The organism is Dechloromonas sp. CZR5, from assembly GCF_008711155.1.
Lineage (GTDB): Bacteria > Pseudomonadota > Gammaproteobacteria > Burkholderiales > Rhodocyclaceae > Azonexus.
This window is the reverse complement of record NZ_VUYQ01000002.1, coordinates 541,447-564,490: the sequence shown is the minus strand read 5'-3', so window position 1 is coordinate 564,490 and position 23,044 is coordinate 541,447. Positions and strand designations below refer to the sequence as shown.

The 23,044-nt window shown below is 60.9% G+C and carries 26 protein-coding genes; 16 read left to right on the top strand and 10 right to left on the bottom strand.

The window, feature by feature from the left end; genetic code table 11:
• Positions 1–61 precede the first annotated feature (61 nt).
• Entirely contained in the window at positions 62–1,168 is a 1,107-nt protein-coding gene (gene dnaN, locus F1002_RS07850) for a DNA polymerase III subunit beta (protein ID WP_150428454.1), read from the bottom strand.
• Positions 1,169–1,377: 209 nt separating this feature from the next.
• Positions 1,378–2,772, bottom strand: coding sequence for a chromosomal replication initiator protein DnaA (gene dnaA, locus F1002_RS07845; RefSeq protein ID WP_150428453.1), 1,395 nt, complete (start codon positions 2,770–2,772; stop codon positions 1,378–1,380).
• Positions 2,773–3,007: 235 nt separating this feature from the next.
• Here dnaA and rpmH point away from each other — a divergent pair, with 235 nt between their 5' ends.
• The 5 genes from rpmH to mnmE are packed head-to-tail and all read left to right on the top strand — an operon-like array spanning position 3,008 to position 6,753.
• A complete protein-coding gene (gene rpmH / locus F1002_RS07840) occupies positions 3,008–3,142 on the top strand; it encodes a 50S ribosomal protein L34 (RefSeq protein WP_027457001.1) in 135 nt (44 codons plus the stop codon).
• A 15-nt stretch (positions 3,143–3,157) separates the two neighbouring features.
• Positions 3,158–3,529 (top strand): ribonuclease P protein component, encoded by a 372-nt coding sequence (rnpA, locus tag F1002_RS07835; protein WP_150428452.1) that lies wholly within the window; start codon positions 3,158–3,160, stop codon positions 3,527–3,529.
• A complete protein-coding gene (gene yidD, locus F1002_RS07830; RefSeq protein ID WP_150428451.1) occupies positions 3,526–3,735 on the top strand; it encodes a membrane protein insertion efficiency factor YidD in 210 nt (69 codons plus the stop codon). Before rnpA ends, yidD begins: the two co-directional genes overlap by 4 nt.
• 24 nt (positions 3,736–3,759) lie before the next feature.
• Positions 3,760–5,403: a membrane protein insertase YidC gene (yidC, locus tag F1002_RS07825; RefSeq protein ID WP_150428450.1), complete on the top strand. Its 1,644-nt coding sequence runs from the start codon at positions 3,760–3,762 to the stop codon at positions 5,401–5,403.
• A gap of 3 nt (positions 5,404–5,406) precedes the next feature.
• Complete coding sequence (gene mnmE / locus F1002_RS07820; RefSeq protein ID WP_150428449.1) at positions 5,407–6,753, top strand: tRNA uridine-5-carboxymethylaminomethyl(34) synthesis GTPase MnmE; 1,347 nt, start codon at positions 5,407–5,409, stop codon at positions 6,751–6,753.
• 257 nt (positions 6,754–7,010) lie between these two features.
• Here the strand turns inward: mnmE and F1002_RS07815 are convergent, their stop codons facing one another.
• Positions 7,011–7,619: a DUF2726 domain-containing protein gene (locus tag F1002_RS07815; RefSeq protein WP_150428448.1), complete on the bottom strand. Its 609-nt coding sequence runs from the start codon at positions 7,617–7,619 to the stop codon at positions 7,011–7,013.
• A gap of 232 nt (positions 7,620–7,851) precedes the next feature.
• Between F1002_RS07815 and F1002_RS07810 the strand changes: the two genes are divergently transcribed.
• The 11 genes from F1002_RS07810 to F1002_RS07760 are packed head-to-tail and all read left to right on the top strand — an operon-like array spanning position 7,852 to position 18,427.
• Entirely contained in the window at positions 7,852–9,498 is a 1,647-nt protein-coding gene (locus tag F1002_RS07810) for a B12-binding domain-containing radical SAM protein (RefSeq protein WP_150428447.1), read from the top strand.
• Positions 9,499–9,532: 34 nt separating this feature from the next.
• Positions 9,533–10,183, top strand: coding sequence for a hypothetical protein (locus F1002_RS07805; RefSeq protein ID WP_150428446.1), 651 nt, complete (start codon positions 9,533–9,535; stop codon positions 10,181–10,183).
• 41 nt (positions 10,184–10,224) lie between these two features.
• Complete coding sequence (locus F1002_RS07800) at positions 10,225–11,559, top strand: NAD(P)/FAD-dependent oxidoreductase (RefSeq protein WP_150428445.1); 1,335 nt, start codon at positions 10,225–10,227, stop codon at positions 11,557–11,559.
• Between the two features lie 3 nt (positions 11,560–11,562).
• Entirely contained in the window at positions 11,563–12,561 is a 999-nt protein-coding gene (locus F1002_RS07795) for a hypothetical protein (protein WP_150428444.1), read from the top strand.
• Between the two features lies 1 nt (position 12,562).
• Entirely contained in the window at positions 12,563–13,411 is an 849-nt protein-coding gene (locus F1002_RS07790) for a MipA/OmpV family protein (RefSeq protein ID WP_150428443.1), read from the top strand.
• Positions 13,404–14,186 carry a 1-acyl-sn-glycerol-3-phosphate acyltransferase gene (locus tag F1002_RS07785; protein WP_150428442.1) on the top strand — a complete coding sequence of 261 codons (783 nt, stop codon included), beginning with the start codon at positions 13,404–13,406 and terminating at the stop codon, positions 14,184–14,186. Before F1002_RS07790 ends, F1002_RS07785 begins: the two co-directional genes overlap by 8 nt.
• An 8-nt stretch (positions 14,187–14,194) precedes the next feature.
• Positions 14,195–14,953: a glycosyltransferase family 2 protein gene (locus tag F1002_RS07780; protein ID WP_150428441.1), complete on the top strand. Its 759-nt coding sequence runs from the start codon at positions 14,195–14,197 to the stop codon at positions 14,951–14,953.
• A gap of 5 nt (positions 14,954–14,958) precedes the next feature.
• Positions 14,959–15,717, top strand: coding sequence for a class I SAM-dependent methyltransferase (locus tag F1002_RS07775; RefSeq protein WP_150428440.1), 759 nt, complete (start codon positions 14,959–14,961; stop codon positions 15,715–15,717).
• Positions 15,718–15,733: 16 nt separating this feature from the next.
• On the top strand, positions 15,734–16,876 hold the full coding sequence (locus F1002_RS07770) for an HPP family protein (RefSeq protein ID WP_150428439.1): 1,143 nt from the start codon (positions 15,734–15,736) through the stop codon (positions 16,874–16,876).
• 7 nt (positions 16,877–16,883) lie between these two features.
• A complete protein-coding gene (locus F1002_RS07765) occupies positions 16,884–18,083 on the top strand; it encodes a cation:proton antiporter (protein ID WP_150428438.1) in 1,200 nt (399 codons plus the stop codon).
• 14 nt (positions 18,084–18,097) lie between these two features.
• Entirely contained in the window at positions 18,098–18,427 is a 330-nt protein-coding gene (locus tag F1002_RS07760) for a thioredoxin family protein (protein ID WP_150428437.1), read from the top strand.
• 3 nt (positions 18,428–18,430) lie between these two features.
• On the opposite strand, the gene F1002_RS07755 is transcribed toward F1002_RS07760, so the two are convergent.
• The 7 genes from F1002_RS07755 to F1002_RS07725 form a co-directional block, all read right to left on the bottom strand.
• Complete coding sequence (locus F1002_RS07755; RefSeq protein ID WP_150428436.1) at positions 18,431–18,679, bottom strand: hypothetical protein; 249 nt, start codon at positions 18,677–18,679, stop codon at positions 18,431–18,433.
• Positions 18,680–18,763: 84 nt separating this feature from the next.
• Complete coding sequence (locus F1002_RS07750) at positions 18,764–19,459, bottom strand: DnaJ domain-containing protein (protein WP_150428435.1); 696 nt, start codon at positions 19,457–19,459, stop codon at positions 18,764–18,766.
• A gap of 9 nt (positions 19,460–19,468) precedes the next feature.
• Complete coding sequence (locus F1002_RS07745; protein WP_191090339.1) at positions 19,469–19,792, bottom strand: DUF4124 domain-containing protein; 324 nt, start codon at positions 19,790–19,792, stop codon at positions 19,469–19,471.
• Positions 19,793–19,864: 72 nt separating this feature from the next.
• Complete coding sequence (fabG, locus tag F1002_RS07740; protein ID WP_150428433.1) at positions 19,865–20,584, bottom strand: 3-oxoacyl-ACP reductase FabG; 720 nt, start codon at positions 20,582–20,584, stop codon at positions 19,865–19,867.
• A complete protein-coding gene (locus tag F1002_RS07735; RefSeq protein WP_223879499.1) occupies positions 20,581–21,030 on the bottom strand; it encodes a hotdog family protein in 450 nt (149 codons plus the stop codon). Before F1002_RS07735 ends, fabG begins: the two co-directional genes overlap by 4 nt.
• Positions 21,024–21,827 (bottom strand): beta-ketoacyl synthase chain length factor, encoded by an 804-nt coding sequence (locus F1002_RS07730; RefSeq protein WP_150428431.1) that lies wholly within the window; start codon positions 21,825–21,827, stop codon positions 21,024–21,026. Before F1002_RS07730 ends, F1002_RS07735 begins: the two co-directional genes overlap by 7 nt.
• Entirely contained in the window at positions 21,824–23,014 is a 1,191-nt protein-coding gene (locus F1002_RS07725) for a beta-ketoacyl-[acyl-carrier-protein] synthase family protein (protein ID WP_191090338.1), read from the bottom strand. The genes F1002_RS07730 and F1002_RS07725 overlap by 4 nt, the downstream gene beginning before the upstream one ends.
• Between the last annotated feature and the right edge of the window lie 30 nt (positions 23,015–23,044).

Here is a 23,044-nt window from a genome sequence, read left to right as displayed (position 1 = left end):
CGTGAAACTGCAAAAGGTCTGCCCGGCTGGACAGACCTTCTTTCGGGTTACTGCTGGAAAATCAGATGCGCATCGGCATCACGACGTACTTGAAGCGGTCGTTACCCGGCAAGGTAATCAGCGCGCTCGAATTGGCGTCGTTGAAACTCCACTGGATTTCATCGGCATGGACGTTGTTCAGCACATCCAGCAGATAGCCGACGTTGAAACCGACGTCGATGACGTCGCCGGTGTAGTCGACTTCGATTTCTTCCTGTGCTTCTTCCTGTTCGGCGTTGGCGGCGATCAGCTTCAGGCTGTTTTCACCGAGCACGACACGGACACCACGGAATTTTTCGTTGGTCAGGATGGCGGCGCGTTGCATGGCTTGCATCAACGTCTGGCGGCCAACCTTCATGTGGTTCTTCAGGGTCGCCGGAACGACACGCTCGTAATCCGGGAACTTGCCGTCGATAAGCTTCGAAACCAGAACGACGGAACCGAAAGCGAAACGGACCTGGTTCGGGGTCAGCGTAATGTTCAGCGCATCGTCGGTATCGACCAGCAGGCGGTTCAGTTCGAGAACCGTCTTGCGCGGCAGGATCATTTCCTGGCGCGGCAGTTCGGTTTCAATCTCGACGCTGGCAAAGGCCAGGCGGTGACCATCGGTGGCCACGGCACGCAGTTCCTTGCCTTCGACTAGCAGCAGCAGACCGTTCAGGTAATAGCGCACGTCCTGTGCCGCCATCGAGTACTGGGTCTTGCTGATCAGTTGGCGGAAGGCCTTCTGCGAAATCGAGAACTGCTTGGTCTCGCCCTCGCTGATAGTCATCCGCGGGAAGTCATCGGCCGGCAAGGTCTGCAGGCTGAAACGGCTCTTGCCGCCCCGCACTTGCAGGCGCTTGTCTTCGAGGACCAGACTGACTTCGGTGGTATCCGGCAACGAACGCAAAATTTCCTGCAATTTGCGGGCACCCACCGTCACGGCGCCATCGCCATCGCCACCAGCGCCTTCAGTCGCAGTCGTGATCTGAATTTCGATATCGGTCGCCAGCAGCGTCAGGCGATCCCCCTTCTTTTCCAGCAGGACGTTGGACAGGATCGGCAGCGTATGACGACGTTCGACAATTCCCGACACAGACTGCAGCGGGGCAAGAAGCGTGTCTCTTTGGGTTTTAATAAGAACCATAAATTAAATTCCTTTATAGACTATATCGGGAACAATTCTGTGGACAACTGAAAAATTATCTTTTATTTCAATAAATTAAAATTGATTTGGCCGTCTGCGAAAGTCTCTGGATTGCCTGTGGATGAAATCCGGATAATTTTCCCACAAAGCGGGTTTCACCAGATGACTCACAAAGCGTCGACAACTTGTTCACAGGATTATCGACAGCCTCATCCTTTCAATACTTGCAGCAAAACATGCAAATCGTGGTTCAACTCGTTTTCCTTGGTGCGCAGGCTGTCGATGGTCTTTACCGCATGAATGACCGTCGTATGGTCGCGACCACCGAAGGCATCGCCGATTTCCGGGAAACTGTGCGAGGTCACTTCGCGGCATAGCCACATCGCCGCTTGGCGCGGCCGGGCAATGGCGCGTGTACGCTTCTTGGAGAACAGGTCGGCGACCTTGATCTTGTAATAGTCGGCGACAGTCTTCTGGATATTGTCGATACCGACGTTGCGTACCGAACCAATGACATCCTTCAGCGCTTCCTTGGCCAGATCCAGTGCAATGGCGCGGCCATGGAAGGACGAATAGGCCAGCACCTTCTTCAACGCCCCTTCCAGCTCGCGCACATTGGAGCGTAGATGCTTGGCAATGAAGAAAGCGACTTCGTCGTCAAGCTGGATACCTTCCGCCTCGGCCTTCTTTTTCAGGATGGCGACGCGCATTTCCAGTTCCGGCGGTTCGATCTGCACGGTCAGGCCCCAGTCGAAACGGGTGACCAGCCGGTCGTCCAGACCGTTGATGTCCTTCGGATAGGTGTCGCAGGTAATGATGATCTGCTTGCGGGCTTCGATCAGCGCGTTGAACAGGAAGAAGAATTCTTCCTGCGAACGGTTCTTGCCGTTGAAGAACTGCACGTCGTCGAGCAGCAGCACATCGAGCGAGCGGTACATGCGCTTGAAGGTGTCGAAGGATTTCTGCTGATAGGCGCGGACGACGTCGGAGTAATAGTCCTCGGCGTGTACGTAGCGGACGACCTTTTCCGGGTTTTCTGCCAGGATGGTGTTGCCGATGGCGTGGATCAGGTGGGTCTTGCCAAGGCCGGCACCACCGTAGATAAACAACGGGTTGTAGGCACCGCCCGGATTATGGGCAACCTGGACCGCCGCCGCCCGGGCCAGATCGTTGGCCTTGCCGACGACGAGATTGTCGAAGGTGAAAGTGGGGAACAGGCGGGATTTTTCGTAATTGTTCTTGCGGGCTCCCGGTTTTTCCTGGGCACTACCCTTGCGTTCGACCGGTCCGCTCGGCTTGGCCGGGGTGCTTTCAACAGATTCGGCAGTCGCCTCGACACGCGTCGGCGCAACCTTGCCCGAACCGATGACCAAGGCAATGGTCACCGGGCCGGCAAAAAAGTTGCGGCTGTAGTCTTCGATACGCGACAGATAGCGATCGCGTACCCACTTCAGGATGAATCCGTTGGGCGCGATGAGGCGCAAACCGTTTTCCAGAGCCGTGGTTTCACCTTCGAGCCGAAGCGGCCTGATCCAGGTGTTGAATTGCTGCGCGGGCAGTTCCTGCTCGAAGCGTTGCAAACAGGATTCCCAAAAACCGGCCATCGACGAAAAAACTCCTCCCCGCGCATTCGAACAATCATTCGATGGCGGTTATTAGATCTATGATTTGATTGCAATTTTCTGGATACGTCAAAAACCGTTCGGTGACTGACGAACTCGCAATTTTACCCGCCCTCAATCAAGTTATCCACAGCTTTGAAAAATAATTGATCTTGACAAACCCCCTCTCAACGGAGTCTAATCGCGTGTTTTTCTTAGCACATCAAGGGATTACGACATGAAACGCACGTATCAACCGTCGGTCGTGCGCCGCAAGCGCACCCATGGCTTCCTGGTCCGTTCGCGCACCAAGGGCGGCCGTGCCGTTCTCGCCGCTCGCCGCGCCAAGGGCCGCAAGCGTCTGGCTGTTTAAGCCGGACACGGCGAGGTGAATCAAAGCTTCGCCAGACGCTATCGCCTGACCAAAACGGATGAATTTTCATCCGTTTTTGGTTTCAGGAGGGCGATTCGCGGGAAGTGGCTGATGTTGCACTACCAGCCGCGCCCCGAAGGGAACACCGAAGCGCGCCTGGGTCTGGTTGTCGGCAAGAAGCAATTGAAGCGGGCCGTAGACCGTAATCGCGTCAAGCGTGTCGTCCGCGAACAGTTCCGTTTACGTTGCCCATCTTTGCCGGCAGTCGATCTGGTCGTCCGGCTTGCAACAAAACCGTCTCCGCTGGATGGCAAAATGTTGGCCGATGATTTCCTCGTTCTGCTCGACAAGCTGCAACGACCCCGGCCAAAGCGGGAAACAGGATGAAGCGGCTGTTGATCGGACTGGTTCGCACTTATCAATATGCAATCAGCCCTTTTCTCGGACGACGTTGCCGATATTTTCCGAGCTGTTCGGAATATACGGTGGAAGCAGTACAGAAATATGGCGCCATTCGCGGCGGCTGGCTGGGTGCAAAACGCATCTGCCGCTGTCACCCGTGGCATCCCGGCGGGTATGATCCCGTACCCTGACGAACAATTCTTTGTAGGCAGTTCATGGACACTCGACGCCTTATTCTGGTTCTGATCTTCACCTTCTCCAGCTTCATGCTGTGGGAAAACTGGCAGAAATACAATCAGCCGAAACCCGCCGTGGAAGCTGCGGTTGCAGGCCAATCCACCGGCTCAGTACCGACGCCGTCGGTCGGACTGCAGGGGAAGGCTGCTCCGGTAACGCCAACGGCAGCTGTGCCGGCATCGACCGCCGAAACCTTCACGGTCAGCACCGACCTGTTGAAGGCCACCATTTCCACTCAAGGCGGCGATCTGGTCGGTCTGGAGTTGCTGAAGTACCGGGAACAGGATCAAAAGGACAAGCATTTCGTCCTGTTTGACGCCAAACATCACTATATGGCTCAGGCTGGCCTGATCGGCGAAGGCCTGCCGACCCACCGCACCACCTTCAAGCGTGTTGCCGGCGCAAGCGAACTGGCCGATGGCAGTGACGAGCTGAAGATACGTCTTGAAGCCGAACAGAACGGCGTCAAGGTCGCCAAGATCCTGACCTTCAAGCGTGGGTCCTATCTGGTCGATGTCGCTTGGGAAATCGCCAACGGCAGCGACAAGGCCATCGCACCGCATGCTTACTTCCAGTTGCAGCGCGACGACGTCGCACCGGCGGGCGAAAGCAAGATGGTATCGACCTTCACCGGCCCTGCCGTCTATACCGAAACCGACAAGTATCAGAAGGTCGATTTCGGCCATATCGCCGACAACAAGGCCAAATTCGCCAAGACGGCCGACAACGGCTGGCTGGCCATGGTTCAGCACTATTTCGTTGCCGCCGTGGTACCGAAAGACAAGACCCAGCGCGAGTTCTACATGCGCAAGGTCGATGGCAGCAATATCTTCCAGGCCGGCGTGATCGTTCCGGTCGCCGAAATCGCGCCGGGCGCCAAGGGAGAAGCCTCGGTCGGCCTTTATGCCGGCCCGCAGGAACAATCTTCCCTCAAGCAGGTCGCCACCGGCCTCGATCTGGTGGTCGACTACGGCTGGCTGACCGTGGTTGCCGCCCCGATCTTCTGGGCGCTGGAAGCCATCCACAAGCTGGTCGGCAACTGGGGCTGGGCGATCGTGATCCTGACCATCATGATCAAGGCGGTTTTCTATCCACTGTCGGCCGCTTCGTACAAGTCGATGGCCAAGATGAAGGTGCTGACGCCGCGCCTGATGCAGCTCAAGGAACGTTTCGGCGACGACAAGCAGCGCCTGAACCAGGAAATGATGAAGCTGTACCAGACCGAGAAGGTCAATCCGCTCGGCGGCTGCCTGCCCATCCTGGTCCAGATCCCGGTCTTCATCGCGCTCTACTGGGTGTTGCTCGGCGCCGTCGAAATGCGCGATGCACCTTGGATCGGCTGGATAACCGACCTCGCTTCGGCCGACCCCTACTACATCCTGCCCGTCATCATGATGGTGTCGATGTTCGTGCAGACCAAGCTGAACCCGACCCCGCCGGACCCGATCCAGGCCAAGGTCATGATGATGATGCCGCTGATCTTCGGCGTGATGTTCTTCTGGTTCCCTGCCGGTCTAGTGCTCTACTGGGTGGTCAACAACGTGCTGTCCATCGCCCAGCAGTGGCAGATCACCCGCATGATCGACACTGGCGGCAAGGCTGCCAACGATGCGAAAGCCTAAAGTGTGAACAAGGGCACCATCGCCGCCATCGCCACGGCCCCCGGCCGCGGCGGTGTCGGCGTCATCCGCATCTCGGGCAGCAATTTGCTGCCCTTTGCTTTTGCACTGAGCGGCAAGACTCCCCGGCCGCGCTACGCGACGCTGGCCGATTTCAGGGCTGCCGACGGCAGCACGATCGATACCGGCCTGCTGCTTTACTTTCCTAACCCGCATTCTTTTACCGGCGAAGATGTACTCGAACTGCAGGGCCACGGTGGTCCGGTAGTCATGCAGATGCTGCTCGCCCGCTGTCTGGACCTCGGCGCCCGTCTGGCCGAACCCGGCGAATTCAGCCGTCGCGCCTTCCTCAACGGCAAGATGGACCTTGCCCAGGCCGAAGCAGTCGCCGATCTGATCGATGCCGCCACGGCCAGCGCAGCCCGCTCTGCGGTGCGCTCGCTGCAGGGCGAGTTCTCGAAGGCGATTGGCGAGTTGAACGAGGAATTGATCAACCTGCGCATGCTGGTTGAAGCCACGCTCGATTTCCCCGAGGAAGATATCGATTTCCTCAAGGCAGCGGATGCCTTCGGCCGCCTCGAACGCCTGCAACTGAAGCTCGCCGAGATTTTCGACCGCGCCAGCCAGGGCAAGCTGCTGCAATCCGGCCTGCACGTCGTACTCGCCGGCCAGCCCAACGTCGGCAAGTCCTCGCTGCTCAACCGCCTGGCTGGCGACGACCTGGCCATCGTCACGCCCATTGCCGGCACCACGCGCGACGCCTTGCGCTCGACCATCCAGATCGAGGGCATTCCGCTGCATATCATCGATACCGCCGGCCTGCGCGAAACCGACGACGAAGTCGAACGGATTGGCATAGAGCGCAGCTGGAAGGAAATCGAACGCTCCGACGTCGTTCTTCTCCTCGTCGATGCACGAACAGGTGTCAGCGATGCCGATCGGGATATTCTTGAACGACTGCCGAAGGCCCTGCAACGGATCACGCTCTACAATAAGATCGATCTGGCCCAACGCGAGGCCGAGCGGCATGACGAAGCCAACGGCGTGGCGATCTCGCTATCCGCCAAGGCCAATCAGGGTATCGATTTGCTGCGCCAGGAACTGCTGAGAATCGCCGGCTGGCACCAGGCCGAAGACGTATTCATTGCCCGCGAACGTCATCTGCGGGCCCTCGCTACAGCGCAGGAGCACGTTGCTGCGGCACGAAGCGTCGCCGAAGGCATTCTTCCGGCACTTGAACTGTTTGCCGAGGAACTTCGCCTGGCTCAGTACGCACTTGGTGAAATCACCGGGGAATTTACTGCCGACGACCTGCTGGGGGTTATTTTCAGCCGCTTCTGCATCGGAAAATAGGCCTGCTTCCGGCTGTCGATAAGCCTGTGAACAAACTGTCCGCGCAATGTGGGTAAATCGACATTTTCGAAATTCCCGAAAACTATCCCGATTTTATCCACAGCCAATCCAGAGGGTTTACAGAATCCGTTTTATTGATTCAACTAACTGAAAATTAAAGTAAAAACTATTTTATCCACAGAGTTGTCTCTGATATATTCTCAGTAGTAACTGTATAAACAGTTTAAATATATAAACCCACTGGAACGCCTGTCGGCTCATTGTGCTGAGCTACGCTCCGCTTCAAGACGTTTTCGGTAAACGATGGCATTGGCCACCTCATTGCTGAGTGTATTGGCATCCGGCAACTGATTGGGACGATACACAATCAGCGGAATACCCAGGTTTTGCAGCGCACGTCGCTTTTCTTCCTGCGGCGAATTTTCAGTACTGTCATCCGCTGGCCATGCAAGGTCGATGGCTGCCACGATTCGGAAATCACTGTCACAGATAACGAAATCGACACCTCTGCCAAGCATCGAACTCAATTTTCGGGCTTCCCGGCGTCCTCTCAACTGAGCCAGTTGAGCCACGCCAACCTGGGCAAATACGAGCATCCTGGGCATGGCTTCATACAAGCGGAAATACAGAATCTGCTCGGCATCGTTGAGGAGACGGTACGGCTTTTGCACAGGGGCATCGGCATTTCGCGTTTGCGGATCGAGCGTCAGCCTTGACGCAGGCCATCGGGAATTTCCGGGATGCGCGATGGGAGGCACTAAGGATGCCCCCTCTTTTCTATCAGGTGAATATCGGTCGCGGCCCCGCAACAGCACATAGACCAGAATGGCTGATGCGGCGAGGATGGCAACGGTCAACAGATCCATTGGTACTTAGTCGAGAATTCTGCACAGTCAGTATGATGGCATAAATTTTCGGTCGGATTATGCAAATGTTTTTTTGCCGGGAAACAGTTCTTTTCGGAGACGACAATCATGCATACCGATCACGGATGTTCGCCAAGACGGTGAAGCGGACCATTGATGCCAAAGCTTCATTGAACTGCTGAAGATTGGGTCATTTCTAATAGAATTCAGCCACTTCGTCCGGGGAAGATTCATGCGCGTCACACTTGTTCATCCAGCTGGTTTCAATTTTGTACCGGGACAACCTGACTTTTCGGTACTGGCCAACCGAATGCCGCCCATCGGCATCATGCAACTGGCTTCATGGCTGGAAAAATTTGGCCATGTCGTACAACTGCATGACTGCCTCGGACCGTACGCACCGCCGACAACGGCTGAAAATGCAGAAATCGTGCTGGCGACCGATCCCGAGATGGTCGGATTTTCGGCAACGACCTCGGGTTTCATGGATGCGTTCGAAATTGCCGCCTATATCCGCGAACGCCGGCCCGAGGTCAAAATCGTGTTCGGCAACGTGCATGTGTCGTCGCTCGGCGCCCCGATTCTCGACAAATTTCCGGAAATAGACTGTCTGGTCATGGGTGAAGGCGAAGGCGCCATGCTCGAACTGGCCGACGGCAAACCGATGGCTGAAATCGGGAACCTGATCTGGCGCAACGAAGCGGGACGAATCATCGTCAATCCGCGACGCAACCGCATCGTCGATCTCGATGAACTGCCCTTCCCGGCCTACGAAAAGCTGGCCGGCTTTCCGCACGATTACCACCTGCCGCTCTTTGCCTACGAAAAGAAGCACGGTGCAACGATGATCACGTCGCGCGGCTGCCCCTACACCTGTTCGTTCTGTGACCGCACCGTGTTCGAGCGCCAGTACAAGACCAACTCGCCGCAATATATCTACGACCACATGAAGTATTTGCGGGACACGTTTGGCGTCTGGCACATCAACATGTATGACGACCTGTTCACCGCCAAGAAACAGCGCGTCTTCGATCTGTGCGAATTGTTGATCGCCGAGCCGCTCGGCATGCAATTCAACTGCGCCATCCGGGCCGGACATACCTCCGACGAGATGCTGGCCAAGCTGAAGAAGGCCGGTGCGCTGATGGTGTCGATCGGCATCGAATCGGCTGACCCGGAAATGATGGAACGCCACAAGGCCGGGGTCACGCTGGATGCGGTGCGCGATACGGTGCGCCAGATCCACGCTGCCGGCCTGCGCGCCAAGGGCCTGTTCATTTTCGGCATGCCTGGCGAGACGCCGGAAACCGTACGAACGACCAGCGATTTCATTCTCTCGCTCGGCCTCGACGAAATGAACATGACCAAGTTCAGTCCCTTGCACGGTGCGCCGATCTGGGAGGAATGCATCAATGATCCGACCGGCGACTTCATCGAGGACTGGCGCCTGATGAATTGCCTGAATTTCGTCTACAAACCGGAAGGTTTCGAGACACGCGAGGAAATGGATGCGCTGTACAACTGGCATGTCAAACGCTTCTACGATAGCAAAGGCTATCGTCGGCGTTTTGCCAAACGGCTATGGCAGCACCGCTGGAGTTTGTGGCACGTCCTCAAGCACCTGCCTGAAACCATTGCCGCAGCCCGCTATTTCAGCTCCAACAAGGAACAGCTGGAAAAAGCCAAACGCGAATTCAAGCTTCATCCACGCCAGCCGGTCGGACTCAAGCCGCAACTGTCGACGGATTTGCAGATCGACAACATCGTTTCGATGTCCGGCGTCAAAATGAAACGACGCGACGCCGCCAAGCTGATCATTCCGGTCGTATATGAAGGCGGTTCGTGCGGTACGCCGTCGCCTGTAACAGCAGCGGTATAATTGCCGGTCTTTCGTACAGGAATGGGGGCCGGTCATGAAGGAATTCGCCAAGTTCGGAAACGTCCGTCTGCTGGCTGTCGCCTGTTGCGTGGCATTTACGCTGGGAGCTTGCAAGAGTAACGAAAGCAAACCGGAGGAAGGCAAACCGGCCGCTACTGCATCCGAACCGGCGAAGAAGGAATCCGGGATCCGTAACGGCTATGCCTGTTGCAACCTCCACTACTCCGGCGACTGGATCAGCGATTCGAATCTGGCCCAGTTGCCCTTCATCGCGGCCGGTACGCCGATCAGCGTCAAGAAGATCGATGGCTACCGCGCCTACGTGGAAATCGACGGCAAGCCGATGCGCCTGGGGCATGACTATGGCCGGGCCGAAGAAACGACCGAACAATGGGTCAGCAAGATCGTCGTCCTTGACGATCCCAAACCGAAGATCGCCAAGTTTTCGCCCGCCATCCGCAATGCGATCGCCAAGGGCCAGTTGTTGAAGGGAATGACCAAGGAACAGGTCATCATGTCGGTCGGCCACCCGCAGACGAACGAAAATCCGAAGCTGGACGGTCCGTACTGGCGTTACTGGTGGTCGAGTTTCGGTCCGTATTACGTGTATTGGGCCAAGGGATCGGTCAGCAAGATCGAAGGTCACTCCGAAACCGTGGGTTACATGACCTACAAGGGCAAATAAGAATTCTTCGCCGCCGCAGAGATCGATAAAAGGTTGCAATCATGGAACAGCAGGCACAGACGATTGAACGTCGGCAATGCGACGTGCTGGTCATCGGCGGTGGGCCGGCCGGCACAACGGTAGCGCCGTTCCTGGCCGAAAAGGGCCACCGGGTGGTGATCCTCGAAAAAGCGCATCATCCGCGCTTTCATATCGGGGAGTCCCTGTTGCCGGCCAACCTGCCGCTCTTCGAGCGCATGGGCATCGCCGAGGAGGTGAAGGCCATCGGGATGCACAAGCCGGGTGCCGAGTTCGTTTCGCCGAACCACGACCAGTCGTCTGTATTCTGGTTCGCCGAGGCCTGGGACAAGTCGATGCCGCATGCCTACCAGGTCAAGCGCGACCAGTTCGATACCATCCTGATCCGCAACGCCGCGCGCAAGGGTGTCGAGGTGCACGAAGGCTGCAAGGCGAAGGCGGTGGACTTCCAGCCCGACAACACGGTCGTCGTTCGCGCCCTGCACGACGACGGGCGTGAAACCGAGTGGCATGCACGTTTCCTGGTCGACGCCTCGGGGCGCGATACCTTCCTGGCCAACCGCTTCCAGATCAAGCACCGCAACCCCAAGCACAACAGTTCGGCCATCTATGGCCATTTCACCGGCGTGCGCCGCAATCCGGGTCAGGAAGCCGGCAACATCTCCATCTTCTGGTTCGATCACGGTTGGTTCTGGTTCATACCGATGCAGAACGATATCACCAGCATCGGCATGGTGACCTGGCCTTACTACATGAAGACCAAGGGCGAGCGCAGCCTCGAACAGTTTCTGCGCGACGGTTTTGCCCAGTGCCCCAAACTGACCGAGCGGCTGGCCGAGGCCAGGCTGATCAACGAGGTCGAAGCGACCGGCAACTTCTCGTACGTATCCGAGCGCAACCACGGCGACAACTACGTCATGCTCGGCGATGCGTATGCCTTCATCGATCCGGTATTCTCGTCCGGCGTCCTGTTGGCCATGAACAGCGGCGTCATCGCTGCCGAAGCGATCGATACCTGCCTGAAAACACCGGCCAAGGCAGCCTCTGCGCTGAGAAAATTCGATGCCTTGATGAAACACGGGCCGAAGGAATTCTCGTGGTTTATCTATCGCGTGACCAATCCCATCATGCGCGACTTTTTCATGGGACCGCGCAACCTGTTCCGTACCAAGGAAGCCGTCCTGTCCATGCTGGCCGGGGATATCTTCGGCAAGACACCGATCTGGTCGTCGATTTGGGCATTCAAGATGCTTTACTACGTCGCCAACATCATGCAGCCCAGGCGGGCTTTCATGGGCTGGAAACGCCGGAAGTTCAATATCCGCAAGGTCGACGACAACGTCGTCTATAACGCCTAAACAATGCTTCGATTTGTCTTTTCGCCCTCTGCGGTTTCACGTGAAACCGGCGGAGAACTGGGTGGTGCCGTGGTCGGCGAACCATCGAACGGTGTCCTGCCTGCCTGGCCGGTACAACGGGTTTTCGCACCCCTGCTTGGCGCCACTTCGGCCGCCATCCATGAAACCTGGCTGAGCGATCACCCCGTTCGGGCCGGCCGGAGCGAAGGGATCGGCTGGCATCGCGCCGATGGCGTGCTTTACGGGACGATCGAACTGAACGAGGTCGATTTCCCGGATACGCCGGGCTGCTCGTCGTTGCAGGCCGCGAGTGCGGAGGCTTATCGCCGGATTTTCCGGCTGCTCGACGAGCAAGGCATGCCGCACCTGTGGCGGGTATGGAATTACCTGGGCAACATCAACCTGGAAACCGGCGGACTTGAACGCTATCGCCAGTTCAATATCGGCCGGCAGGATGCTTTTCTCGAATGCCACCGGGGGGCCACCGGTAACGTGCCGGCCGCCTGCGCCATCGGGCTGATCGGCGGATCGCTGAACATTGCCTTCATGGCCGGTGCGACGCCGGCTGTTCCGGTCGAAAACCCGCGCCAGGTCAGCGCCTATAACTACCCTGCCGACTATGGTCCGCGCAGCCCGACTTTCTCGCGCGCCGTGCTGGTCCATCCCGAAGGGCAGGAAATCCTGTTTGTTTCCGGTACGGCCAGCATCGTCGGACATCAGACGGTGCATCCCGGAGATGTCGTCGGGCAGACGCGTGAGTCCATGGCCAATATTGGCGCGGTGGTTGGCGAGGCTGCCCGCCTGTGCCGCTCACCGGCCTTTGTCCTCGCCGAACTGTCGTATCGGGTCTATATTCGTCATGCCCGGGACTTCCAGAAGGTTCGCGACACGCTGAAACCGCTGATCGGCGAAGCCGAAATCGTCTATCTGCAGGCCGATATCTGCAGGCACGACTTGTTGCTCGAAATCGAGGCCTTTGCCTCGCACGCGCTGGAGAACTGAAATGGCCAAGAGACGTTTTGCTGGTCAATGGAACTGGGCGATCGCAGCCGCGATCGCCGTGACGGGAACGGCACAGGCTGCCGAGGAAAAGCCGCTGTGGGAAGTGGGTGCCGGCGTCGCGGCATTCAGTTTTCCTTCCTACCGCGGTTCCGACCAGACCAACAACTTCCTGATGCCGGTTCCCCATTTCACTTACCACGGTGACTTCCTGAAGGCCGACCGGCACGGCATCCGCGGCAGTTTTTTCGATTCCGACCGTATCGACCTGACGGTTTCCGCCGCCCTGTCGCCACCGGCCAACAGCAACGACATTGCGGCGCGCAGCGGCATGCCTGATCTCAAGGCAAGCTTCGAGATCGGTCCGCAGATCGACCTCACCCTGTGGCGTTCCGAAAACCGCGCCCGCTTCGTCAAGGTGCTGCTGCCTCTGCGCACCGCTTTCACCGTCGAGGGTTCGCCCAAGGATATCGGCTGGGTCTTTCACCCCAAGCTGAACATGGACGTCACCGACATTCCCGGCATGGCCGGCTGGAACCTCGGCCTGCTGGCCGGGCCGCTGTTCGGCGACAAGCGCCAGCACGCCTACTATTATTCAGTGGCGCCGCAATATGCGACCGCCGCCCGTCCGGCCTACGAGGCCGGCTCCGGCTATGCCGGCATGCAGTATCTGGCTGCCCTGTCCAAGCGCTTTCCGAAGTACTGGGTCGGCGCCTTCGTCCGCTACGACAACCTGAGCGGCGCAAGCTTCGAAAACAGCCCGCTGGTGCGCCAGAAGGACTATGTTGCCGGCGGCATCGCCATCACCTGGATTCTCGGAGAATCGTCGACCCGCGTTAAGGTCGATGACTGATCGCGGCCATTCCGGGAATCCGCTGTGGATTGCCTATGAAATCCTTGCCATGGTCGTCGGTCTGGGCGTGCTGGCGCTTATCTGTCTTGGCTGGCTGCCCTTCGCGCTGATCTTCAAGCCCCTGCTGCCGCAAGCATGGGGTCAGCCGATCGGACGCGGCTTTATCTCCAACGGCTTCCGTTTCTACCTGCGCATCCTTGAAATCTTCTGCGCCTGTCGCTTCGACCTGCAGGAGCTCGACAAGCTGCGTGATTCCGGGCCGCTGATCGTGGCTGCCAACCACCCCTCGCTGCTTGATGCGGTGATGATCGTTTCCCGCCTGCCCAACGCCGTCTGCGTCATGAAGGCCTCGCTGATGGATAACCTGCTGTTCGGCGCCGCCGCTCGCCTGGCGCGCTACATCCGCAACGATGCACCGCTCGAGATGATCCTCAATTCGCGGCAGGCCCTGCAGGATGGCGCCCGGCTGGTGATCTTTCCGGAAGGCACGCGCACCGGGAATTTTCCGCTCGATCCCTGCACGCCGAGTACCGGTCTGGTTGCCAACCGCGCCAAGGTGCCGGTGCAGACGGTGCTCATCGAGTTCTCGACACCCTACCTGGGCAAGGCCTGGCCGCTGTTTCGCCGGCCAACCCTGCCCCTGAGCTGTCGCGTGCGCCTGGGCCGCCGTTTCGATCCGCCAACCAACGTACAAGCCTTCACGACCGAGATCGAAGCCTATTTCCGGAGCGAACTGGGCCAAACCGTCGCAGCGCCCATTCCCGTATCCGCCTGAATCGCACCATGCCGTCCCGTTCATCGACCCATCTCGTCCTGATTCCCAGCTACAACCCCGGCCCCGGGGTGCTCGATACGGTGCGCGCCGCGCGGGCGCAATGGGCGCCAGTGTGGGTAGTGGTCGACGGCAGCACCGATGGTACGGCCGGGCAGCTCCAGGCGCTGGCGGCCGGTGACGACGACCTGACGGTCATCGTGTTGCCCGAAAACCGCGGCAAGGGTTCGGCGGTGCTCGAAGGCATCTCCCAGGCCGCGGCTCAGGGTTACACCCATGCGCTGACCATGGATTCGGACGGCCAGCACCCGGCCGACCTGATCCCCGCCTTCATGGCAGCTTCACAGGCCGCACCGGAGAAGATGGTGCTCGGCAAGCCGGTCTTCGGCCCCGAGGCCCCGGCCCTGCGCGTCAATGGCCGCAAGGTCTCGAACGGCTGGGCCAACCTGGAAACCCTGTGGATGGGTATTGGCGACTCCCTGTACGGCTTCCGTGTGTATCCCGTCGCTCCGTTGATCAAGATCATGCGCGCCAACCGCTTCATGCGCCGCTTCGATTTCGATCCCGAGGCCGTTGTGCGGCTCTGCTGGGCCGGGGTTCGCCCGATCAATATCGATGCGCCGGTACGCTACCTGAGCGCCGAGGAAGGCGGTGTGTCGCACTTCAAATACCTGCGCGACAACACCCTGCTGACCTGGATGCACACCCGCCTGTTCATCGGTTTCGTGCTCCGCCTGCCGATGCTTCTCGTCCGTTACCTGATGAATTGAGCGACATGACCCAGCCTCCCGTTCGCAATGCGGCCCTGAAGGCCGATCCCCGGCTCGATGCCTATTTTTCTGGCGAGGTGGCGCGGCGGCAGGTGACGCGTGAGATGTTCGACCGGGCGGCGCCCGGATACGATGTAGCCGAACGGTGGACCGGCCTCGGCACCGGCCCCTGGTATCGCAAGGGTGTGCTGCGCCGTTGCGGCCTGAAGGAAGGCATGCATGTGCTCGACGTGGCCGCCGGAACCGGCCTGGTAACCGTGGCGGCGCACGAACTGGTCGGTCCGGGCGGGCGCGTCGTCGCGCTCGATCCTTCCCCCGGCATGCTCGGCGAACTGCGCAAGAAGCTCGCCGTCGAGATGCTCGAAGGCTACGCCGAGGATATTCCGCTGCCCGACGCCGAGGTCGATTTCGTTTCCATGGGCTACGCGCTGCGCCATGTCGGCGATCTGGACAAGGCCTTTGCCGAATACTTGCGCGTACTGCGCCCCGGCGGCCAGGTTTGCCTGATGGAAATCAGCCGGCCGACCGGTCGTTTCGGCCAGATCCTGCTCTCGGGATACATCCGCGGCATCGTCCCCATCCTCACCCGCTTCGCCGGCAGCCGTGCCGATGTCGGCCGCCTCTGGGAATACTACGGCGACACCATCGACGCCGCCATCGAGCCGGCGCGCATCCTGGACGCCCTGGGCGCGGCGGGGTTCTGCGACGTTCGTTGCACCGTCAGCATGGGCATTTTCCGGGAATATCTCGCCCGCAAACCCTGACGGAGCGACCCCGACCATGGAAGCCTTGCGCCAGTTCGCCGTCCGTTACCTGATCGCCGATGCCGCGCCGCTGTCGGCCCGCGAACGCTGGATCAGTGCGCTGGCCGGCTGCCTGGGCATCCTCCTCATCCAGGGCATCCTGACCGTTCTGCCGGCCGGGGAAAAGCTCAGTTACCTGCTGGCTCCGCTCGGTGCCAGCACGGTGATCCTGTTCGCCCTGCCGCATAGTCCGCTGGCCCAGCCGTGGTCGCTGGTCGGCGGCCTGCTCCTGTCGGCCCTGATCGGCTACGGGTGCGGCCTGTGGGTGCAACCGGCCTGGCTTGCCATCGGACTCGCCCTTGGCCTGTCGATCTGGCTGACCGCCCTGCTCCGCTGCATGCATCCGCCGGGCGGTGCCATGGCCGTGGTATTCGCCATCGCTGCCCAGCAACACACCGTATCGTTGCTCACTGCCTTGCTGAATGCCGTTGCCGCGCTGATCGCCGTGCTGGCCATCAACAACCTGATGCCCGGGCGGCGCTATCCGCAGTGCGCGCCGGTACGCACGCCGGCGGTCCGGCCGCCGCGGCGCAGCATTCGCCACGAGGACCTGCAGCATGCGCTGGAAAAGCTCGATACCTATCTCGACGTCAGCGAAGAGGATCTGGTCACCATCTACGATCTGGCTACCGTGCACGCGCATCGCCGCCACGAGCGGCGAACCTGCGGTGAAGTGATGTCCTCGCCGGCGCTGTCCGCGACCTTTGCCACCGAGCTGAATGAAGCCTGGGCGCTGATGCAGGAACATCACTTGCACGGCCTGCCGGTGGTGGACCCGGCCGGTCGCGTGATCGGCGTCGTGACGCTGGAGAACTACCTGCGCCATGTCGCGCCCGACAACGGCCGGAGCATCGGTGACAACATCCGCCGGCTGCTGCGGCCGACGCCGACCTCGTATTCCGACAAGCCAGAAGTGGTTGGCCAGATCATGAGCCACCATTTCGCCACGGCATCGGTTTCGACGCCGCTCGGCGACATGCTGGCCCTGCTTTCCGCCCAGGATCATCCGACCATCGTGCCGGTGGTCGATGCCGAGCGCCGCCTGGCCGGCGTATTAACCCAGACCGATCTGCTGGCGGCGATCTACCACCGCCAGGCAGCAGCGGCGGCCCGTCATTGAACAGCGCATGAACACTACCGAAATCTTCCTGATCGCGATGACGATCATCTTCACCGTGCCCTACCTGATCTGGCGGCTCGGCAAGACTGACTATTACGCGCCGCTGGTCGTTGTCCAGATCATCACCGGCATCCTGCTCGGGCCGGGCATTCTCGGCAAGGCATTTCCCGACTATTACGCCTTCGTCTTCAACCCGGCCGTGATCCAGTCGCTGAACGGCATCGCCTGGTGGGCGGTGATGCTGTTCGTGATGATCGCCGGCGTGGAACTCGATCTCAAGAAGGCCTGGGCGCATCGCCGGGAAAGCGGCATCACCGCCGGCCTGGCGCTGGGTGTGCCCTTGCTCTTCGGCTGCGCGGCGGCAGCGCTGATGATGGGCTTCGACGGCTGGATGGGGCCGAAGGCGCTGACCTGGCAATTCGTCGTCGGTGTCGGCATGGCCTGCGCGGTGACGGCGCTGCCCATCCTGATCCTGCTCATGGAAAAACTGGACATTCTGCGTGCCCCGATCGGCCAGCGCATCCTGCGCTACGCCAGCCTGGACGATATCGCCATCTGGGGTGTGCTGGCGCTGATCCTGATGGATTGGGAGCGTATCGGTCGCCAGGGTACTTTCCTCGGCGGCTTCGTGATCGCCGCCTGGCTTTTCCACCAGCTGATGGTTCGTCTGGCCGAGCGCGACCGCTGGTTCGTCGCGCTGATCTGGCTGGCGGCGGTTTCCTTCAGCGCCGATTGGGCCGGCCTGCATTTCATGGTCGGTGCCTTCCTGGCCGGGGCGAGCATGGAAGCGACGTGGTTCAACCAGGAAAAAATGGACATGCTGCGCCACCATGTCCTGCTCGTCATTATGCCCGTCTTCTTCCTGTCCACCGGCCTGCGTACCAACTGGAACGTCGGCGGCGCCGCCGTCTTCATTGCCGCCGCCCTGCTCCTGTTCGCCTCGATTGCCGGCAAGCTGATCGGCGTGCGCCTCGCCGGCCGCATCCTGAATTGGGCGCCGGGCGAAGCCGGCATCATCGGCTGGTTGCTGCAGACCAAGGCGCTGATCATGATCATTTTCGCCAACATCCTGCTCGACAAGCAGATCATCACCAGCGAAACCTTCACCGCCCTGCTGCTGATGGCCGTCGCCAGCACCATGCTGACCGTGCCGAGAGTGGCGCCGCAGCTGGCCCGCATGCAGTCGCTGATCCAGCGTTCCGCCTGAGGAGAGGAGACGATATGGCCTATGTCGCGACTTACGCCGAGCAGGCACCGCCGCGTGAGGAAATCGAGGCCCGCAGCGGCCTGGCGTTGCTCGAATTCGGCGCCAATTGGTGTGGCCACTGCCAGGGCGCACAGCCGGCCATTGCCGCAGCCATGCTCGCTTACCCCGATCTGGCGCATATCAAGATCGAAGATGGCCCGGGCCGTCGACTCGGGCGCACGTATCGGGTCAAGCTGTGGCCGACACTGATCTTCCTGCGTGGCGGTCAGGAGGTCGAACGACTGGTCCGGCCGACCGCCGAGGCCGACGTCGCGGCGGCCCTCAGGCGGCTGCCGGCCGGCTGACGATCAGGCCGGCTGGCGCCGTTGCTGCCAGGCGTCGAGTTCCGAGCGCTCGATCCAGGTTTCCAGCCGGTTGATGTTGCCCGGCAACTGCTTGCTTTCCCACTGTTCGGTTGCCCAGCGTTTGACGTTGGCGCGGAGGTCGCCGTGTTCGATGGCGTGAGCCAGCGCGACCTCCAGGGCATGCGGATCGTCGGAAGCCGCGCACAATGCCAGCGCCGCTTCGTGCAGGTTCAGCATGGATTTCTCGCTCATGATCGTCTCCGTGGCGGTGGTGAACTGCCAATGTAGCAGATGCGCGGCCGAGCTTGCCCCGGCCGAGCGGGAAACGCCGACGTCTCAATAATAGCGACGGGCGTTCTCGGCTTCCATCCGGCGCAGGGTGGCCTTGTCCTGGGCCAGGCGGCGTTCGGCGTCGCTTTGGCGCTGTTGCTCTTCACGCAGCTTGCGCTGGTCCTCGCGCTGTTTTTCATACTGCGCGCTCGCTTCCTGCCGCTGCAGGTCGCGGGAGATCTGCCGGCCGTATTCCTGATCGCGTTCCCGCTCGTACCGGGCGCGCCGCTCTTCCTGCTCGCGCTGGCTTTCTTCCTGCCGGGCGGCATGGCGTTCCTGCGCCAGGCGCTCCCGTTCGCGTTGCGCCTCGATTTCGGCAAGCCGTACCTCGGCGGCCGCTTTTTCCCGGTCAAGAGCCGCCTGTTGCGCCTGGTTGGATTGATATCGGGCGTAGCCGAATCCGCAGGCGCCAATGAGGGCGAGCAGCACCAGCAGCTTGGCATAGGAGCGCGGTTCGCCATCCTGACTCTGTTCGACCGTGGCGTGGGCGGCCAGCTTTTCGTCGTAGGCTGCCCGCCGTTCGGGGTTGGAGAGTGTCGAATAGGCTTCGCGGAGCGCGATCAGCTGATTCGTGGCGTCCTCGTTGTCGCTGCTGCTTTGCAATTCGGCAAATTTGGCGTGCAGGCGGCGGTAGCTGACGGCAATGCTGTCCTGACCGGCGGTAGCGCTCACTTCGAGCAGATCGTAGAGGCTTTTTTGCATGCTCAATTCTTAACGGCTACGACGCGGGGTGTCGGCAGGGCTGGCCGGGCCGGGCACGATTTGCACGCCGCCCAGAATGGAACGGTCATACCGGGCCTTCGATTCCAGCTCGTTCAACTGGGTGCTGTTGCGGATATGGATGGATTCCGCCTGGCGCTGCTGGCTCCGGTCGACCTTGTCATGCTGCTGGTCAACACGGCTTGCATTATGGGCGCATGGCGCATCGGAAATCACGGTCTTGCCGTTCTGCGTGCATTTATAGATTTCGGCGACGGCGCCGCTCGAACAGGCGATCGCTAACGCTGACCCCATGAGCCATTTTCCGGCATTCATTTTTATACGTTTCCCATCGAGTGACCGACGCATTCTAGGGGAGCGGGTAATGCCGTGTAAATATCCCGGAGGTCAGATCATCCCGCCATTGATCGAAATGACTTGTCCGGAAATATAGGCGGCGCTATCCGAAGCGAGGAAGGCGACGAGGTCGGCGACTTCCTCCGGCTTGCCGGCCCGCTTCATCGGTACCAACTGCTTGATCGCGTCGGTATCGAAAGCGCCTTCGATCATGTCGGTGGCGATGATGCCCGGCGCCACGGCATTGACCGTGATACCGCGACTGGCCAGTTCCAGTGTCAGTGATTTGCTGGCGGCGTGCAGCGCGCCCTTGGCTGCCGAGTAATTGACCTGACCGCGATTGCCGGTGATGCCAGCAATCGATGAAATAGTGACAATGCGGCCCCAGCGGGTCCGGATCATCGGCATGGTCAGCGGCTGGGTCACGTTGTAGAAGCCGTTCAGCGACACCGCAATCACCGAATCCCACTGTTCGCCCGACATGCCGGGGAAAACCGCATCGGCGTGAATGCCGGCGTTGTTGATCAGAATCTGGATGGGGCCGGCTTCAAGCAGTTTTTCCAGTGCAGCAGCCGTGGCGGCACGATCGGTGACGTCGAAGGCAACGGCCTCGCCACTGCCACCGGCTTCGCGGATGGCGGTGACGATGGCCTCGGCCTTTTCCAGGCTACGGCTGGCATGGACGATGACGTGATGGCCGTCGGCAGCCAGTCGTCGGCAGATGGCGGCACCGATGCCGCCGCTGCCGCCGGTCACGAGGGCACGTTTCATGGTTGTTCCTTGCTGATCGCACTCGCGTCAAGGACCACGGCGGCGCGGCCTTCGAGCAGGCAGCGGCCGTCGTGGCTGACGGAAAACTGGTAGAGGATGTTGTTGGCGTCGCCGGACAGGCGCTCGGCGCGGACCAGCAATTCACCGGGCAGGTCGTCGAGACGGGCGACATGCAGGGTCACGCCGCGCACGCTGGTCAGGTAGCCTTGGCGGGGCTGGTCGTCATTGCCGGCCAGCAGGGCACCGTGGATGGCCATGGCCTGGGCGGCGTATTCGATACCGTTGGCGGCGCCGAGTCGGTGATTGGCGCGTAGCGGATTGGCCGGGTCGATATGGCTGCTGGCGGTGCAGGTGATGGCCTCGGCCGACCAGTCACCCACCGCATCCAGCAGGCACATGCTGCCCTGGTGCGGGATGTGGGCGGCGATCCAGGCGTGGTCTAGCACGGTTGAATGGCGACGCGCAGCTGCATCGGAGGCAAGTAGTCGAGGCATACGGTACCGCCCTCGCCCAGTGCCAGTTTGCGCAACAAAGGAAAGGCACGCATGGCCGGAATGGCCGTACGCAGGGTTTCCAGTGCGCCATCCGTCAGCCCATCCGCCGGGGTGGTTTCCGGTGTCACGGTAATGCAGGCAAGCGAGCGCTCACTGCGCTCCGGTGTGAATACCAATCCGACGCCGGCCACGTCGGGCACCGGGCGCTTGGCGAATAGCGGCTCTGGGTATTCACTGTCGTAGGCGATCAGCAGGGTCGTCTGGCGGTCGAGAACGACCTGGCCGAGTGCGTCGATCAGGCCGGCGCCGAAGCTCGCGTCGTAGGCACAGATCACCTGGCAGGGTGCCATGGCGCCGGTGGCGATGCCCCAGTAGCCGGCGGCGGCGTTATGCACCGAGTTGTGGAAGCGGGTCGGCGAAATCTGGCGGTCTTCCCCGGCCAATTGCTCGCACAGGGCGTGGCAGTTGTGACCATCGGCGCCGGATGCTGAGAATACGGTCGCCAGCTGCGCGACATCGCTCCCGGCATGGGCGGCGGCTTCGAGGCCGACGGCCAGCGTCAGCTTGACGACACGGCTGGCGCGACGGCGTTCGGCCGGCGGCAGGATGGCCGGCGCGGGCAGCACCGACGGTGCGTTTTCGTAGGCCTGCTCGCCGCGCAGTACGGCGCGGGCGGTCGGCCAGTCCGGCAGGCCGGGGGCCAGGAAGCCGATGCCTTCGATCCAGGCAGTCAGGGGTTTGGCGTTCATGCGGCGACTCCGAGGATCAGGCTGCAGTTGCTGCCGCCGAAGCCGAATGAATTGGTCAGGGCGCGGCGCACGGTGCCAGCCCTGCCCTGTTTAAGGTAATCGACCGGGATGACCGGGTCGAGGGTCTGCGTACCGGGGCTGCCGGGCAGGAAGCCGTCTGTGATTGCCAGCGCGCAAACAATGGCCTCGACGGCGCCGGCGGCACCCAGCGTATGGCCGGTGGCACCCTTGGTCGAGCTGCAAGGGACCGTCGCGCCAAACAGCGCGGCGACCGCCTTGCCCTCGGCGGCATCGTTGGCCGGCGTCGAGGTACCGTGCAGGTTGATGTAGTCGATATCGGCGGTATTCAGGCCGGCCGAGCGCAGAGCAGCTTCCATCGCCAGCCTGGCGCCCAGCCCTTCCGGGTGCGGCGACGACATGTGATAGGCATCGCTCGATTCGCCGGTGCCGAGCAGCAGGATCGAACCCGCCGCCGGCGCATCCGTGCGTTCCAGCAGCGCGAAGGCGGCGCCCTCGCCGATCGAGATGCCGTTGCGCTCGGCGTCGTACGGGCGACACGGCTGCGTGGAGGTCAGTTGCAGCGAGGCGAAACCGTACAGCGTGGTCAGGCACAGCGTATCGACGCCACCGACGATGGCCGCGTCGATGGTGCCCAGTTCAAGCTGGCGGGCGGCGGCGGCAAAGACCTTGGCACTCGACGAACAGGCGGTCGAAATGGCCATCGCCATGCCTTCCAGCCCGAAGTAGTCGCGGGTGAACTCAGCCAGCGAAAAGGAGTTATGCGTCGTGCGGTAGTGAAAATCGTCGGGTAGCGCGCTCGTTTCCGGGTCGCGGCGGCGGTAGGCCAGTTCCGTTTGCAGGATGCCGGCCGTGCTCGTGCCGAGGAAAACGCCGACCCGCGTCTTGCCGTAGCGGGCAATGGCTTCGCGCACACGGTCGGCGAAACCGTCGGTTTCCAGCCCCATCTGCGTCAGCCGGTTGTTGCGGCAATCGTAGGCGGCCAGCGCGACAGGCAGTTTTTCGTCGTCGACGTGGGCGACTTCGCCGAGCCAAGTGTCCAGTTGCACCGTCTCGAACGCGCAGGGGGCGAGCCCGCTGTAGCCGGCGCGCAAGGCCGAACGCGTGGCGTCCAGGCCACGCCCGAGACAGGTCGTGGCGGTGTAGGCAGAAAGTAGCAGCGGAGTCACGGTTTGCGGTCCGTATCGGCAAAAGCTGAT